The 14,919-nt window shown below is 72.9% G+C and carries 12 protein-coding genes and 1 pseudogene; 10 read left to right on the forward strand and 3 right to left on the reverse strand.

Annotated features, from left to right (window positions below; translation table 11 throughout):
- Window positions 1-98 precede the first annotated feature (98 nt).
- Window positions 99-701, reverse strand: coding sequence for a TetR/AcrR family transcriptional regulator (locus OJ254_RS27675; RefSeq protein WP_265364550.1), 603 nt, complete (start codon window positions 699-701; stop codon window positions 99-101).
- A 246-nt stretch (window positions 702-947) separates the two neighbouring features.
- Between OJ254_RS27675 and OJ254_RS27680 the strand changes: the two genes are divergently transcribed.
- The 3 genes from OJ254_RS27680 to ssgD all read left to right on the forward strand — a co-directional run bounded on the left by OJ254_RS27680 (window position 948) and on the right by ssgD (window position 3,694).
- Complete coding sequence (locus OJ254_RS27680; protein WP_265364551.1) at window positions 948-1,481, forward strand: PH domain-containing protein; 534 nt, start codon at window positions 948-950, stop codon at window positions 1,479-1,481.
- On the forward strand, window positions 1,478-3,154 hold the full coding sequence (locus OJ254_RS27685; RefSeq protein ID WP_265364552.1) for a PH domain-containing protein: 1,677 nt from the start codon (window positions 1,478-1,480) through the stop codon (window positions 3,152-3,154). Before OJ254_RS27680 ends, OJ254_RS27685 begins: the two co-directional genes overlap by 4 nt.
- Window positions 3,155-3,280: 126 nt before the next feature.
- Window positions 3,281-3,694, forward strand: coding sequence for a spore wall synthesis regulator SsgD (gene ssgD, locus OJ254_RS27690; RefSeq protein ID WP_265364553.1), 414 nt, complete (start codon window positions 3,281-3,283; stop codon window positions 3,692-3,694).
- Window positions 3,695-3,970: 276 nt separating this feature from the next.
- Here ssgD and OJ254_RS27695 read toward each other — a convergent pair whose 3' ends face one another.
- Window positions 3,971-4,747 carry a polysaccharide deacetylase family protein gene (locus OJ254_RS27695; protein ID WP_265364554.1) on the reverse strand — a complete coding sequence of 259 codons (777 nt, stop codon included), beginning with the start codon at window positions 4,745-4,747 and terminating at the stop codon, window positions 3,971-3,973.
- Between the two features lie 148 nt (window positions 4,748-4,895).
- Between OJ254_RS27695 and OJ254_RS27700 the strand changes: the two genes are divergently transcribed.
- Genes OJ254_RS27700 through OJ254_RS27715 form a run of 4 tightly spaced genes read left to right on the forward strand, consistent with a single transcriptional unit; the run spans window position 4,896 to window position 8,237 of the window.
- Window positions 4,896-5,600 carry a response regulator transcription factor gene (locus OJ254_RS27700; protein ID WP_265364555.1) on the forward strand — a complete coding sequence of 235 codons (705 nt, stop codon included), beginning with the start codon at window positions 4,896-4,898 and terminating at the stop codon, window positions 5,598-5,600.
- Between the two features lie 17 nt (window positions 5,601-5,617).
- Window positions 5,618-7,174: a sensor histidine kinase gene (locus OJ254_RS27705; RefSeq protein WP_265364556.1), complete on the forward strand. Its 1,557-nt coding sequence runs from the start codon at window positions 5,618-5,620 to the stop codon at window positions 7,172-7,174.
- Entirely contained in the window at window positions 7,171-7,791 is a 621-nt protein-coding gene (locus OJ254_RS27710) for a hypothetical protein (protein WP_265364557.1), read from the forward strand. Before OJ254_RS27705 ends, OJ254_RS27710 begins: the two co-directional genes overlap by 4 nt.
- Before the next feature lie 44 nt (window positions 7,792-7,835).
- Complete coding sequence (locus tag OJ254_RS27715) at window positions 7,836-8,237, forward strand: DnaJ family domain-containing protein (RefSeq protein ID WP_265364558.1); 402 nt, start codon at window positions 7,836-7,838, stop codon at window positions 8,235-8,237.
- An 18-nt stretch (window positions 8,238-8,255) separates the two neighbouring features.
- Here the strand turns inward: OJ254_RS27715 and OJ254_RS27720 are convergent, their stop codons facing one another.
- Window positions 8,256-9,542, reverse strand: a complete 1,287-nt coding sequence (locus OJ254_RS27720; RefSeq protein WP_265364559.1) for a hypothetical protein — start codon at window positions 9,540-9,542, stop codon at window positions 8,256-8,258.
- 160 nt (window positions 9,543-9,702) lie between these two features.
- On the opposite strand from OJ254_RS27720, the pseudogene OJ254_RS27725 reads away from it, so the two are divergent.
- The 3 genes and pseudogenes from OJ254_RS27725 to meaB all read left to right on the forward strand — a co-directional run bounded on the left by OJ254_RS27725 (window position 9,703) and on the right by meaB (window position 14,843).
- A pseudogene (locus OJ254_RS27725) lies at window positions 9,703-11,587 on the forward strand (methylmalonyl-CoA mutase family protein).
- A gap of 5 nt (window positions 11,588-11,592) precedes the next feature.
- The gene (gene scpA / locus OJ254_RS27730; protein ID WP_265365336.1) at window positions 11,593-13,824 is read left to right on the forward strand and encodes a methylmalonyl-CoA mutase; all 2,232 of its coding nucleotides are present in this window, start codon (window positions 11,593-11,595) and stop codon (window positions 13,822-13,824) included.
- Window positions 13,825-13,835: 11 nt separating this feature from the next.
- The gene (gene meaB / locus OJ254_RS27735; RefSeq protein ID WP_265364560.1) at window positions 13,836-14,843 is read left to right on the forward strand and encodes a methylmalonyl Co-A mutase-associated GTPase MeaB; all 1,008 of its coding nucleotides are present in this window, start codon (window positions 13,836-13,838) and stop codon (window positions 14,841-14,843) included.
- The last annotated feature ends 76 nt before the right edge of the window (window positions 14,844-14,919 follow it).

Below are 14,919 nucleotides of genomic sequence, written 5' to 3' on the forward strand. Positions count from 1 at the left end.
CCACCCCGCTCCCACCCCCGCCCCGCTCCCGCACCCGCACCCGCACCCGCACCCGCAGACCCATACCCCGTAAGCGCCCGCCCCCCGGGGCTCGTCCCTCACCCCTCCCCGAAGAGGTTGTCCAGACAGCGGTCCAGAAGACGGAGGGCGGTTTCCGGCTGGTGGACGTCCAGCAGGACGTAGGTGGCGAGTCCGTCGACCGTGCTGATCAGCAGCATGGCCTCCTCCGCGGTGGCGCGCTCAGGGTTCAACTCGCCGCGTTCCACGGCATGTTGGAGCTGGCTGACGAAGAAGTCGCGGAGCTGCGGGATGCCCTGCTGGGCCTCGGCGCGCAGGGCGGGGTCGTGGACGGCGCGCACGTAATAGGCGGCGCCGACCAGCAGGCCGGTGCGGCTCTTCTCGTCCAGCGGCAGCATCCCGGAGAGACAGGCGCGCAGCACCTCTCGGGGCGTCGGCTCGCCCGTGAGTGCCTCGATGCGCTCGCGGACGCGGTCGGCGGCCAGTTGGTTGATCCGCCGGAGGGCGAAGAGCAGCATCTCGTCCTTGGTACGGAAGTAGTGCTGCAGCCGGCCGAGCGAGATGCCGGCCTCGGCGGCGACATCGCGCAGGCTGGCGCCGTCGAGGCCGCGGGTGACGGCGATCCGCCAGAGCGCGGCGGAGATCTCCTGCCGTCGGGCTTCGTGGTCCACCTTCTTGGGCACGGCGGAGGACTTCCTTTCGCGCTCCTCGCGCTTCTCAGGTCTCTCGCGCTTCTCACGTGTCTCGCGCTCCTCACGCTTCTCACGTGTCTCGCGCTCCTTGCGCTTCTTGCTTCTCTCGTGCGTCTTGCTCGTCTTGCTTCTCTCGCGCTTCGCGCTTCTCGCTTCTCGCTTCTCGTTTTGCAAGTCGCTTGTACCGTTATAACGTACCGCCATCCAATACAGTTGACCTGGAAACGGTGACTCCGCATGTCCGAGCCCGGGGCCGAGCCCCACGCCGCCCTCGTCCTGCGCCCGCCCCGCCATCGCGTCGATCCCCGGGCCCGCCGCTGGTGGGCGGCGCAGGCGCTGCTGACGCTCAGCGGACCGATGCTGCTGACCGCACTGGTCATGGCGGTCCTGTCCGTGCTGTTCTTCCCGGGCGCCCTGCCGTGGCTGGGGCCCCTGCTGCTGGTCGTGCTCGTCGTGCCGGGACTCGGCTATCTCGTGGTGATGCCGCGGTGGCGGTACGCGGTGCACGCCTGGGAACTCGGCGAGCGGGCGGTGTACGCGGCGGGCGGCTGGTTCTGGCAGAAGCGGCGGATAGCCCCGCTGTCCCGGGTGCAGACGGTCGACACCGTGCGCGGTCCGCTGCAGCGGCGGTACGGGCTGGCGACGGTGACCGTCACCACCGCGTCGACCGCCGGGGACATAAAAATCGCGGGGCTGTCGGACGCGGACGCCGAGGAGCTCTCGCGGCGGATCGGCGAGGCCGCGCAGCAGGTGCCGGGTGATGCCGTATGAGCAGCTCACACCCGGCGCGGCCGATGCCGTGGAACCACCCGTCGCACCCGCCCCGGTGGCGGCGGCTGGATCCGCGGACGCTGCTGGTGCACTGCGGCTGGATGGCGGCGCCGCTCGGTTCGCTGGCGTTGACGGCGCTGGCCACCGGGGGGCGGATCAGCGCCCGCGGCTGGATCACCCTGGCCGTCATCGCCGCTTCGTTCGCCGTCGTCACCACGCTCGGTCTGATCCGCTGGGCCCGCACCGAGTTCCGGGTGAGCCTCGACGGGGGTGCCGACGCGGCGGGCCACACGACTGCGCGGCCCGACCCGGCGGGCGGCGCCGCGCCCACCCGGTACGCCGCCACCCTCGACATCCGCAGCGGGCTGTTCAACCGGCGGCTGCGGAGCATCCCGCTGCACCGCATCCGCACCGTCGATCTGACCGCGTCACCGCTGCACCGGCTGCTGGGCGTCACCGTGTTGCGGGCCGGTACGGCCGGGTCGGGCGAGGGCGGTGGGGCGCTGTCGCTGGATGCGCTGGCGGCCCCGGAGGCGGCGCGGCTGCGTGCGGAGCTGCTGGCCCGGGCCGGCAGTGCGGCGGCCGACGGCGACCCGGTGCTGGCCCGTGTCGACTGGCGCTGGCTGCGGTACGCGCCGCTCACGTTCTGGGTCGTCGGCGGGGTGTTCGCGGCGGCGGGTTCGGTCTACCGGGTGCTGGACGGCATCGGCATCGAGCCGTGGAAACTCGGCATCGTCCGGCAGGCGTTCGCCGAGTTCGGCACGAGCGCCCTCTGGGTGACGGTCCCGGTGGCGCTGCTGGCCGTCCTCGCCCTGGGCTCGGTCGGTGCCGTGGCGCTCTACGTCGAGAACTGGTGGAACTACCGCCTGGAGTGGACCGACGGCCGCACGCTGCAGGTGCGGCGCGGGCTGTTCACGACCCGGTCGGTCGCCATCGAACGGGCCCGGTTGCGCGGGGTGTTGCTGCGGGAGCCGCTGATGTTGCGGGCCGGTGGCGGTGCGCTGGTCAGGGCGGTGGCCGGCGGTCTGGGCAACCGCGAGGAGAACCGCAAGCGGAGCGGGCTGCTGCCGCCGGCACCGCGCGCGGAGGCACTGCGGGTGGCGGCCGGCGCTCTCCGCACACCCTTGCCGGCCGCTCCCGCCTCCCTGACCCCCCACCCCCGTGCCGCCCTCCGGCGCCGCAGGGTGCGCGGGATGCTGTGCGTCGTGCTGCCCGGTACCGCGCTGCTCGCCGGGCTGGGGGCGGCCCTCACCCCCGTACTGCTGCACTGCGCCTGGGTCTTCGCGGTGGTGGCCACGCCGCTGGTGCTGTGGCTGGCGCGGGACGCGTACCGCAGTCTGGGGCACGGTCTCCAGGGCGGCTTCCTGGTCGCCCGGTCGGGCACCTTCAGCCGCGACACCCTGGTCCTCCAGCGGTCCGCGATCGCGGCGTGGACGTTCACGGATTCGCCGTTCACCCGCCGGTCCGGTCTGGTGACGTTGACCGCGGCGGTCGCGGCGGGTGAGGACGGCTATCGCGTCCGGGATCTGGCGGCCGGCGAGGCGGCCGGGTTCGCGGCGGTCGCGGGACCGGGGGTTCTGGCGGAGTTCCTCGTTCCGGCCGGGCAATCCACGGTGGACCCGGTGGATTCCCGGACGTTCCCGGGGAGTTCGGGGAGAACGCAGCAGGGGTGACAGTGTTCCGACAAGTGCCCCGCAACATGAGATACATCACACCCCTGTCGCGTGCACGGCGAGAGCGGGCACACCGTCCTACTGGACGAGCCATTGCCCAAACAACAGCCGTGAGGGAGCAGCGCGATGAACACCGTCATCGACCACGCCGTCCAGGTCCGTCTCATCGCCACCACTCCCGGCCCGTACGGGGTGCCCGCGGTGTTGCACTACCAGCCCGCCGACCCGCTGGCCGTACGGATGTCCTTCCCGCCGGAGATCTCGCTGGACGGCTCGGCGGTGGACTGGGCGTTCGCGCGTGAGCTGCTGGCGGAGGGGGTGCGGGCGCCGGCCGGGCGGGGCGACGTACGGGTGCGGCCGTGCGGCCCGGACCGCACGGTGATGGAGTTCCACGCGGACGAGGGCATCGCGATGGTGCAGTTGGACACGGTGGACGTGCGGCGGTTCCTGGACCGGTCGTACGAGGCCGTGCCGGCCGGCAGTGAACTCGCCCATCTGGGCATGGACCGCGGACTCGCCGAGCTGTTCGGAACGGCGTAGGCCGCGGGGGAAAACGGGCCGAGGGGCGGCGACGGCCGCCCACGAACGCCCGGGCCGAACGCCGAACGTCGAACGTCGAACGTCGAACGTCGACAGATGGCCACGGACAACACCGAAAGGCGGCCAAAGACTGGGCCGACCGCGCCGTGACGTGACCGGCGCCGCCGGCCCGCAGAACGGCCGCCGCCCCGGGGTCCCCCGGGGCGGCGGCCGCTTACCCTCTCCGCGGCTCGCTACACATCGACCTTCCGAAGGTGAGCGGGCGGTTCCGTAGGCTCACCGCTTGGGGAACCCGAAGCCGTACCCCTGCTGCTTCATCCACGGCAGGAGGCGGTCCAGCGACGCGACGGTCAGGGCGCGGTTGCCGCCGCCGTCGTGGAAGAGGACGGTCGGCCCGTTGCTGATCTCCCCGCGGACGGTGACGTCGATCGCCTCGACGCTGCCGCTCTCGAAGTCCTTGCTGTCGACGTTCCAGCCGAGCGGGCGCATGCCGTGGTCGGCGGCCAGCTTCCGGCTGTAGGGCGTGAAGGCGCCGCCGGGTGCCCGGTAGTACTCGACCTTGGCGCCGCCCGCCGCGTCCTCGATCATCTTCTGGGCGTCGAGGATCTGCTGCGACTGGTAGCTCTCCGGCTGGTGGTCCATGCCGGTGTTGTGGCTGACGGTGTGGTCGCAGAGCTTGTGGCCGGCGGCCACCACCTGCTTGACCAGGTCGGGGTGGGCCCTGGCCTGCGGGCCGATCATGCAGAAGACCGCCTTGACGTCGTGCTTCTTCAGCACTTCGAGGACCTTGGGGGTCCAGACCGGGCTGGGGCCGTCGTCGATGGTGATGTTCAGGCTGCGGCCCGGGCGGTCGGAGGCGTGCACGATGGACGGGTCGACCCTGACGTTCTGCGGCGCCCGCATGCTCTGCTGGCCCGAGTTGAGGGTGTCCGCCTCGGCCTTGGAGGGGCCGCCGAGTTGGCCGGAGGCGACCGCCCCGACGATCCCCAGCGACACCACCGCCGCCGCCACCACTGTGATGATGCCGCCCTCGATACCGAATCGCCGAGCCATCCCGATCCCGTCCCCTATGCCGTGCCGGTGTCCGTGCCGACGGCGGGCGCGGGAGGCGTCCGCCGTCTTCCACCACGACAGATGCGCCCCGGGCCGGGGAGGCTGCTCCTGTTACGGATCCATCATGAAACTTATTGATACTGGTGCCATGCCACGAGTACTTCTGATCGAGGACGACGCCGCCGTACGGGACGGGGTGTCCCTCGCGCTACGGCGGCGCGGCCACGAAGTGGCGGCCGCGGCCAGCGGCGAGGAGGGCCTGGCGGTGCTGTCCGGGTTCCGCCCGGACATCGTGCTGCTGGACCTGATGCTCCCCGGCAAGGACGGTTTCGAGGTGTGCCGGCTGATCCGCGCCGAGCGGCAGCTGCCGATCATCATGCTCACCGCCCGCGGCGACGACCTGGACGTGGTGCTCGGACTGGAGGCGGGGGCCGACGACTACATCGTCAAACCGGCCCGTGGTGAGGTGCTGGAGGCGCGCATCCGGGCGGTGCTGCGCCGTACGGCGCTGCCCGCCGACGGGGCCCCGGCCGTGGAGCCGGGGCCCGCGCCGGTCGAGACCTACGGTGAACTGGCCATCGACCGGGCCGGTCTGGTCGTCGCCAAGGGCGGCAAGGACCTGGCGCTGGCGCCCTCGGAGATGAAGCTGCTGCTGTTCCTGTCCGCGACGCCGGGGCAGGTCTTCAGCCGCCAGCAGTTGCTGGAGCACGTGTGGGAGCACAGCTACCACGGCGATGCGCGGCTGGTGGACGCGTGTGTGATGCGGTTGCGGACGAAGATAGAGGACACCCCGCGCAGCCCCCGTTACGTCCAGACGGTGCGCGGCTTCGGTTACCGCTTCGGTCCGCTGTGAACCGCCTCGCCGGAAAGGTGCCGTCGCGCACCCTGCTGCGTGGTCTGCGGGCGCGGCTCGTCGTGGGGTTCCTGGTGGTGGCGGCCGTCAGTGCGCTGACCACGGCGCTGCTGACGTACCGCGAGGCCCGTAACGCCATTCTGCAGCGGTCCCAGGACATCGCGGTGAACGATCTGCGGGCGCAGGTCAACTCGCTCGCGCCGGAGCTGATGGTGCCGCCGACGCAGGCGGACCTGGACAACTTCCGGGTGCAGCTGGAACGCTCCGGCAAATCCCGCGAATGGGATATTTCCGTTCATTACCGCGGCGTTCCGGACAGTGACGAGGGCGGGCTGCAGCGCAGTGTGGTGATCCCGGCCGACCTGAAGGCGTCGGTGGAGAAGCGGCACGTTCCGGCCTTCCAGCGGATCAACCGCGCGGGCTCGCCCTGGCTGCTGATCGGTATGCCGGTCCGGCAGTCCGACGGCCAGGCGTCCGCGCTGTCCGTCTACGCCCAACTGCCGCTCAGCGCCGAGGAGTCCAACGTCGAGGCGCTGGTGACCGCGGCCCAGCGGGGTGCCCTGCCGGTGCTGATCCTCGCGGTGATCCCGGCGCTGCTCGCCGCGCGCGGGGTGCTGCGGCCGGTGCGCGGCCTGCGGCAGGCCGCCGGGCGGATCGCGGAGGGCAAGCTGGACACCCGGCTGGAGGTCAAGGGCGGCGACGAACTCGCCGATCTCTCGCGCACGTTCAACGACATGGCGGCCCGGCTGGAGGAGAGCATGGCCGAGCTGCGCCGCCTGGAGGCCAACTCCCGGCGGTTCGCGGCCGATGTCTCGCACGAGCTGCGCACGCCGCTGGCGGCGATGACCGCGGTGACCGACGTGCTCGACGAGGACGCCGACTCCCTGGACCCGGACACCGCCTCCGCGGTCCGGCTGATCAGCCAGGAGACCGGCAAGCTGGCGCGGATGGTGGAGGACCTGATGGAGGTCTCCCGGTTCGACGCCGGCGCCGCGGCGCTCCATCTGGACGAGGTCGACGTCGCCGAGACCATCCGCAAGACGCTGCAGGCCCGGGCCTGGCAGAAGCGGGTGGCCGCGGACCTGCCCGAGGACGTCCGGGCCCAGCTCGATCCGAGGCGGCTCGACGTGGTGGTCGCCAACCTGGTCGGCAACGCGCTGCACCACGGCGGCGAGCCGGTGCGGGTGCTGCTGCACGCCCCGGAGCCGGGCGCGGACCGGCTGCTGATCGAGGTCCACGACAGCGGTCCGGGGATAGACCCCGAGGTCCTGCCGCACGTCTTCGAGCGCTTCTACAAGGCGGACTCGGCCCGGGCCCGTTCGGAGGGCAGCGGGCTGGGCCTGGCCATCGCGATGGAGAACGTACGGCTGCACGGCGGCACGATGCGGGCGGCCAACTCCGCAGAGGGCGGCGCGGTGTTCACCGTGGACCTCCCGCTGCGCCAGGACGAGCCGGGCGGGTCCGGCGGCACGTCCGACGTGAGCGGGGCGGACACGGCGGGCGGTCCGGGCAGGACGGACGGGGCGGGCGGGGCCGAAGGGACCCGGGCGGCCGGTGAGGAGAACGACGGATGAGCGCCATGAACGGCCGGAACGCGGCGCGGACGCCCAGGGCCCGGCGGCGCGTGCTGGGCGGCGTGGTCAGCGGTGCGCTGGCCGGTGCGCTGGCCGGCTGCGGTATCGCGCCCACCGATGTGATCGACGCGGGTGAGCCCGCCTCGGGGGTGAAGTCGCCGGGCCAGCCCGCGGCCGACGTCCAGCTGTTCTTCTACGGTCCGTCCGGACTGCGGTCGGCGACCCGGCCGGCGAAGGCCCCGGTCGACCCGGACCAGGCGCTGTCGCTGCTGATGGAGGGGCCGAACCACGCCGAGCGGATGCGCGGCCTGTCCAGTGTGCTGCCCAAGTTCCCGGGCCGGCTGACCGCGGCCACCGGCGAGGGCACGGTCGTGATCAACCTGCCGATGAACGCCAAGCTGCTGGACTCCCCCTCGCTCAACCAGCTGGTGTGCACCGCGGCCAACGCCCGGGTGCCGGGCAACAAGCCGGCGGACCAGGTGATGGTGACCCTGGCGGGCGACTCGGTCCGGGTCGGCCCCATGGTGTGCGGCGGCAACAACGCCTTCCCGATCGTCCAGCCCAGTCCGACCACGCCGGGCGGCACCGGCGGTACGGGGGGCGGCGGCGTAGGCTGATCACAGGGCCAGGGGCCGCAAGCCGCGACGTGGGGAGTCTCGCGATGTCCGAGCGCAAGCCACCGGGAGTCAGCTTCGAGAGCTGGGTCGACAAGCAGATCCGCGAGGCGACGGAGCGCGGCGATTTCGCCGACCTCCCCGGTGTCGGCAAGCCCCTTCCGCATCTCGATCAGCCGTATGACGAGATGTGGTGGATCAGGGAGAAGATGCAGCGCGAGCACCTCTCCTACCTGCCGCCGAGCCTGGTGTTGCGCAAGGACGCCGAGGAGGCGGTCGAGGCGGCCGCGAACGCCCCGAGCGAGGCCGCGCTGCGGCGCATCCTGACGGCGGTCAACGAGCGGATCCGTGCGGCGCTGCGCACTCCCCTGGAGGGTCCGCCGCTGAATCTGGTGCCGTTCGACGTCGATGAGCAGGCCCGCAAGTGGCGGGAGCGGCACGGGAGTTGAGGCGCGCGGCGTCGGACGTCAGGGTGCGGCGGCCGTCGTCCGCAGGCGGAGGAAGCGCGGCCGGTAGAGGTCGACGTCGCCGTTGACGTGGGGGTCGGCCGGGGCGCCGGGCGGGCCGAGCCAGTTGATGTCGTAGCTGAGCAGCAGGGTGCCGTCCGCGCCGGCTCCGGGGTGGGCCTGCGGGTTGTAGGCGACGACGTGCTGCGGGTCGGGGGCGGGTGGCCGGGGCGGGGTGATCCGGCCGTGCGGGCCGTGCCAGGGGCCCTCGGGGGCGCAGGCCCAGTAGGTGGTGATGCTGCGCATCCCGGCGGTGCCGCTTCCCCCGGTGTCCATGGTGAACAGCACCCAGGTCCGGGAGGTGCCCGCGCCGTCGCGGACGACGGTGAAGGCGCTGCCGACGCCGCGGCGGCCGCCGTCCCGTAGTACCGGTGCTGCTCTGTCGGCACGCGGCTGCCAGTGGGTGCCGTCCCAGAAGCGCCAGCCGCCGCGGTCCGCGAGCCGGCCGGCGGGGGCCCGGGCGAGGTAGGCGCGGGAGGCCGGGGCGGAGGGCGGGTCGTCGGCGCCGTAGAGGTAGGTCCAGCGGCCGTGCCGGACGGCCGCTGCGCCGTAGAGGACGCGCCGTCCGGGGTCGGCGGCCGCGTCCGGGCCGACGGTCTCGTCGATGCGTTCCAGGTGCAGGCCGGGCAGCGAGAGGGTGGCGACCTCGGTGGCGTACGGCATGCCGAAGATCCACGGTCCGGTGCCGGGTGCCCGGCGCCACAGCAGTACCCGGACCACCCGCTCGGTGGCGCCGGGCGTCCGGGGCTCGACCCGCGCGTCGACCGGCCAGCGCCAGCCGCCGCCGGGCGGGTCGGGGAAGTACGGGCCGGGTGCGGCCGGGGTGCCGCCGGTCAGGGTGCGCTCCGGGCGGCCCGAACGGGAGGTCACCACCAGGGAGTTGTGCCGGAGGTACGGGGTGCCGCCGCGGCCGGCGGTGCGCCAACGGTGGTTCTGGCCTTGGGGGTTGGGGGGCGGCTGGATGCGGTCGAGGAAGGTGTCGGAGAAGAGCCAGAGCGTGCGGCCGTCGGGGAGGCGCACCGAGTGGGTGCCGTCGCCGCCGGTCCAGTCGTCGGTGCGGGTGTTGTCGTTGCCGTAGCGGGCGAATGCGGCGGTTTGCCGGGAATCGACCGACCAGGAGCCGATCCGGCGTCCGGTGCAGCCGGCCGTCCGGCCGGGGCCATCGGCTCCGGGCAGTGCCCACAGCAGCGCGCCGGCGGCCAGGAGCAGGGCGGCGGCCGTGGTGCGGCGGTGCGGCGCCCTGGCCATCGTGCTCCTCGGTCGGCCTCCGGAGTGGTCGGGTGTCCGAGATCACCGTACAGAACCGGTCAGCCACGCATAGATATGAACATGCGGGGGTGGTCAACGAGTGCAACGTCACAGCGGGAGCCCCTGCTCCAGCTAACGGTCGTTCGCCTAGCCTGCTGCCATGACCGCCGAGTCCACCGAACTCCCCCTGGCCGCGGCCTTCCCGGATGCCGATCGCGAGCAGTGGCAGCGCCTTGTCGAAGGCGTGCTGCGCAAATCGGGCGCCAGCGAGGCAACGGGCGCCGCCGCCGAGGACGCGCTCGCCACGGATCTGCAGGACGGGATCCGCGTCCGCCCGCTCTACACCGCCGAGGACGGCACGGCCGCTGCGGGCCGCCCCGGCTTCCCGCCCTTCGTACGGGGCGGCCGGCCCGAGGGCACGACCGTCGCCGGCTGGGACGTACGCCAGCGTCAGGTGCACACCGATCCGCGGCGTGCCAACGAGGCCGTGCTCGCCGATCTGGAGAACGGCGTCACCTCGGTCTGGCTGACCGTCGGGCACGGCGGGGTGCCGGTGTCCGGTCTTGCGGAGGCCCTCAAGGGCGTCTATCTGGACCTGGCCGCGGTGGTGCTGGACGCGGGTGCCGATTTCGCCCCGGCCGCCGAGGAGTTGCTGCGCCTGTACGCGGCGGCCGGTGTGCCGGCGGCCGAGGCCACCGGCGCGCTGGGCGCCGATCCGCTGGGGCTGCTGGCCCGTACCGGTGACGACAGCAAGCTGCGGGTGCAGCTGGAGGCGGCGGCCCGGCTGGCCGGGCGCTGCCTCGCGGAGGCGCCCGGGGTGCGGGCGCTGGCCGTCGACGCGCTGCCGTACCACGAGGCGGGCGGCTCGGCGGCCGAGGAGCTCGGCGCCTCCCTCGCCACCGGTGTGGCCTATCTGCGGCACCTGACCGCGGCCGGGGTGGGCGTCGACGACGCCTGCCGGCAGCTGGAGTTCCGCTACGCCGCGACCGCGGACCAGTTCCTGACCATCGCCAAGCTGCGCGCGGCCCGCCGGCTGTGGGCGCGGGTCGCGGAGGTGTGCGGGGCCGCGCCGGGCGCGTCCGCGCAGGTCCAGCACGCGGTGACCTCGCCGGTGATGATGACCCGTCGGGACCCGTGGGTGAACATGCTGCGCACCACGGTCGCCGGGCTGTCGGCGGGGTCGGGGGTGCGGACGCGGTGACGGTGCTGCCGTTCGACGCGGCGCTCGGCCTGTCCGACGCGTTCGCCCGCCGGATCGCCCGGAACACCCAGTCGGTGCTGCTGGAGGAGTCGCACCTGTCGAAGGTGATCGACCCGGCGGGCGGCTCCTGGTACGTGGAGCGGCTGACCGACGAGCTGGCCCGGGCGGGCTGGGCGTTCTTCCAGGAGATCGAGGCGGCGGGCGGTCAGGCCGCGGCGCTGCGCTCCGGGATGCTCCGCGAGCGGCTGGCGAAGACCTGGGCGCGCCGCACCGAGGACCTGGCGCACCGCCGTGAACCGATCACCGGTGTCAGCGAGTTCCCGTTCCTCGCCGAGGCCCGGTGGAGCGCGAGCCGGCGCCCGCTCCGGTGTCCGGTGGGCTGCCGCGGGTGCGCAGGGACGACGCGTACGAGGTGCTGCGGGCCCGTTCGGACGCCCATCTGGCGGCGACCGGGGCCCGGCCGAAGGTGTTCCTGGCCGCGCTGGGCCCGGTCGCGGCGCACACCGCGCGGGTGGCGTTCGCCGCCAACCTGTTCCAGGCGGGCGGCATCGAGACCGTGCAGGAGCCGGCCGCGGTGGACGCGGAGTCGGTGGCGGAGGCGTTCGCCCGGAGCGGCGCGCGGACCGCCGTGCTGTGTTCGAGCGATGCGGTCTACGGCGAGCAGGCGGCCGCGGTCGCGGCGGCACTCACGTCGGCGGGTGCGGTGCGGGTGTTCCTGGCCGGCCGGCCGGGCGAGCGCCGGGAGGAATTCGAGGCGGCCGGGGTGGACGCGTTCGTCTTCGCGGGCTGCGACGCGGTCGAGGTGCTGTCCTCGGCCCTGGACGTCATGGAGGTGGCGGAATGACCGAGATGCAGGAAGCAACGCAACAGGCCGGCGCCATCCCGGACTTCAGCACCGTCGAGCTGGGCGATGCGGCCGCGGCGGACGGCGCGGCCGGGGCGGAGCAGTGGACCCGGGCCGTGGAGTCGGCCACCGGCAAGGGACTTGCGGACCTGACGTGGGAGACGCCGGAGGGCATCGACGTCAAGCCGCTGTACACCGAGGACGATCTGGCGGGCGTGGACTTCCTGGGCACGTACCCGGGCGTCGCGCCGTACCTGCGCGGTCCGTACCCGACGATGTACGTCAACCAGCCCTGGACGATCCGGCAGTACGCCGGTTTCTCCACCGCGGAGGAGTCCAACGCCTTCTACCGCCGCAATCTGGCGGCCGGCCAGAAGGGCCTGTCCGTCGCCTTCGACCTGCCCACCCACCGCGGTTACGACAGCGACCACCCGCGGGTGACCGGTGACGTCGGCATGGCGGGCGTCGCCATCGACTCGATCTACGACATGCGGCAGCTCTTCGAGGGCATCCCGCTGGACAAGATGACGGTGTCGATGACGATGAACGGCGCGGTGCTGCCCGTGCTGGCGCTGTACATCGTGGCCGCCGAGGAGCAGGGCGTACCGCCCGAGAAGCTGGCCGGGACCATTCAGAACGACATCCTCAAGGAGTTCATGGTCCGCAACACCTACATCTATCCGCCGCAGCCGTCGATGCGGATCATCTCCGACATCTTCGCGTACACCTCGCAGAAGATGCCGCGCTACAACTCCATCTCGATCTCCGGCTATCACATCCAGGAGGCCGGGGCGACGGCCGATCTGGAGCTGGCGTACACCCTCGCGGACGGTGTGGAGTACCTGCGCGCGGGGCTGGCGGCCGGGATGGACGTGGACGCGTTCGCGCCGCGGCTGTCGTTCTTCTGGGCGATCGGCATGAACTTCTTCATGGAGATCGCCAAACTGCGCGCGGCCCGGCTGCTGTGGGCCCGGCTGGTCCAGCGCTTCGAGCCGAAGAACCCCAAGTCCCTTTCGCTGCGCACCCATTCGCAGACCTCGGGCTGGTCGCTGACCGCGCAGGACGTGTTCAACAACGTCACCCGCACGTGTGTGGAGGCGATGGCGGCGACCCAGGGCCACACCCAGTCGCTGCACACCAACGCCCTCGACGAGGCGCTCGCGCTGCCCACCGACTTCTCGGCGCGGATCGCCCGCAACACCCAGCTGTTCCTGCAGCAGGAGTCGGGCACCTGCCGGGTGATCGACCCGTGGGGCGGCAGCGCCTACGTCGAGAAGCTCACCTACGACCTGGCGCGCCGGGCCTGGCAGCACATCGAGGAGGTCGAGGCGGCCGGCGGGATGGCCAAGGCGATCGACGCGGGTATCCCGAAGCTGCGGGTGGAGGAGGCCGCGGCCCGTACCCAGGCGCGGATCGACTCCGGGCGGCAGGCGCTGATCGGCGTCAACAAGTACCGGGTGGCCAGCGACGAGGAGATCGAGGTCCTCAAGGTCGACAACTCCGCGGTCCGTGCGCAGCAGATCGAGAAGCTGAAGCGGCTGCGCGCCGAGCGCGACGAGGCGGCCTGCCAGGACGCGCTGCGGGCGCTGACCGCGGCGGCGAAGTCCGGTCCCGGCAAGGGACTTGAGGGCAATCTGCTGGCGCTGGCGGTGGACGCGGCCCGGGCCAAGGCGACCGTCGGGGAGATCTCGGACGCCCTGGAGGAGGTCTACGGGCGGCACTCGGGCCAGATCCGTACGATCTCGGGTGTGTACCGAGACGAAGCGGGCCCCTCCTCCGGTGTGGAGCGCACCCGGGCGCTGGTGGCCGAGTTCGAGCGCGCCGAGGGGCGCCGGCCGCGCATCCTGGTGGCCAAGATGGGCCAGGACGGCCATGACCGCGGCCAGAAGGTGATCGCCACGGCCTTCGCCGACCTGGGCTTCGACGTGGACGTCGGCCCGCTGTTCCAGACCCCGGCCGAGGTGGCCCGCCAGGCGGTCGAGGCGGACGTGCACATCGTCGGGGTGTCCTCCCTGGCGGCCGGTCACCTCACCCTGGTGCCGGCGCTGAAGGAGGCGCTGGCGGCGGAGGAGCGGGAGGACATCACGATCGTGGTGGGCGGGGTGATCCCGCCGCAGGACGTGCAGCCGCTGCGTGACATGGGTGCGGCCGCGGTGTTCCTGCCCGGCACGGTCATCCCGGATGCCGCGCACGACCTGGTGAAGGACCTGGCGTCGGTCCTCGGCCACGAGCTGTAGAGCGGGGGGTCATGCCTGCGACGATCGACGTCGAACGGTACGCCGAGGGGGTCCGGGCGGGTTCCCGGGCCTGGATCGCCCGCGCCGTCACCCTGGTCGAGTCCACCCGTGCGGACCACCGGGCGGCGGCCCAGCGGCTGCTGGTCGAGCTGCTGCCGTACTCCGGTGCGGCCCGCCGGGTGGGCATCAGCGGGGTGCCCGGTGTCGGCAAGTCGACCTTCATCGACGCGCTGGGGTCGCTGCTGACCGGGATGGGGCACCGGGTGGCGGTGCTCGCCGTCGACCCGTCGTCCAGCCGGACCGGCGGCTCCATCCTGGGTGACAAGACGCGGATGGAGCGGCTGGCGACCGACCCGGCGGCGTTCGTCCGCCCCTCCCCCACGTCCGGGACGCTGGGCGGGGTGGCCCGCGCCACCCGGGAGTCCATCGTCGTGATGGAGGCCGCGGGCTATGACGTCGTGCTGGTGGAGACGGTGGGGGTCGGCCAGTCGGAGACGACCGTGGCCAACATGGTCGACACGTTCCTGCTGCTGACCCTGGCCCGCACCGGCGACCAGCTCCAGGGCATCAAGAAGGGCGTGCTGGAGCTGGCGGACCTGGTGTCGGTGAACAAAGCGGACGGGCCGCACGAGCGGGACGCCCGGTCCGCGGCCCGCGAACTGGCCGGTGCACTACGGCTGTTGCAGCCGCACGACGCGGCATGGACGCCGCCCGTACTGACCTGCAGCGCCCGCGAGGGCACCGGCCTGAAGGCGGTCTGGGAACGCGTCGAGCAGCACCGCACGCTGCTCGAATCGACCGGTGCGCTGGCCGAGCGGCGCCGTACCCAGCAGGTCGACTGGACCTGGTCGATGGTCCGCGAGCGGCTCATCGACCGCCTCCAGGAACATCCCGAGGTGCGCAGGCTGGGCCCGGAGGTCGAGCGGGCGGTGCGGGACGGCGAGATCACCGCGACGCTGGCGGCCGAACGGCTGCTGTCCGCGTTCGGCCTGGCGGATCCGGCGGCCGGGGAGTCGTAGCGGTGTCCGGCCGGGTACTCACCCGGGCACCTGAGTAGCTCAGCTCATGACGGCTCCGCGCCGGGCCCCGAGTATG

Origin of the sequence: Streptomyces endophytica (assembly GCF_026153355.1) — a bacterium.
Taxonomy (GTDB): Bacteria; Actinomycetota; Actinomycetes; order Streptomycetales; family Streptomycetaceae; genus Streptomyces; species Streptomyces endophytica.

Bases quoted from the DNA above. Each gene is read 5' to 3' on its own strand.
- OJ254_RS27680 (WP_265364551.1), top strand. From the start codon at position 948: ATGTCCGAGCCCGGGGCCGAGCCCCACGCCGCCCTCGTCCTGCGCCCG.
- OJ254_RS27685 (WP_265364552.1), top strand. From the start codon at position 1,478: ATGAGCAGCTCACACCCGGCGCGGCCGATGCCGTGGAACCACCCGTCG.
- ssgD (WP_265364553.1), top strand. From the start codon at position 3,281: ATGAACACCGTCATCGACCACGCCGTCCAGGTCCGTCTCATCGCCACC.
- OJ254_RS27695 (WP_265364554.1), bottom strand. From the start codon at position 4,747: ATGGCTCGGCGATTCGGTATCGAGGGCGGCATCATCACAGTGGTGGCG.
- OJ254_RS27700 (WP_265364555.1), top strand. From the start codon at position 4,896: ATGCCACGAGTACTTCTGATCGAGGACGACGCCGCCGTACGGGACGGG.
- OJ254_RS27710 (WP_265364557.1), top strand. From the start codon at position 7,171: ATGAGCGCCATGAACGGCCGGAACGCGGCGCGGACGCCCAGGGCCCGG.
- OJ254_RS27715 (WP_265364558.1), top strand. From the start codon at position 7,836: ATGTCCGAGCGCAAGCCACCGGGAGTCAGCTTCGAGAGCTGGGTCGAC.
- OJ254_RS27720 (WP_265364559.1), bottom strand. From the start codon at position 9,542: ATGGCCAGGGCGCCGCACCGCCGCACCACGGCCGCCGCCCTGCTCCTG.
- scpA (WP_265365336.1), top strand. From the start codon at position 11,593: ATGCAGGAAGCAACGCAACAGGCCGGCGCCATCCCGGACTTCAGCACC.
- meaB (WP_265364560.1), top strand. From the start codon at position 13,836: ATGCCTGCGACGATCGACGTCGAACGGTACGCCGAGGGGGTCCGGGCG.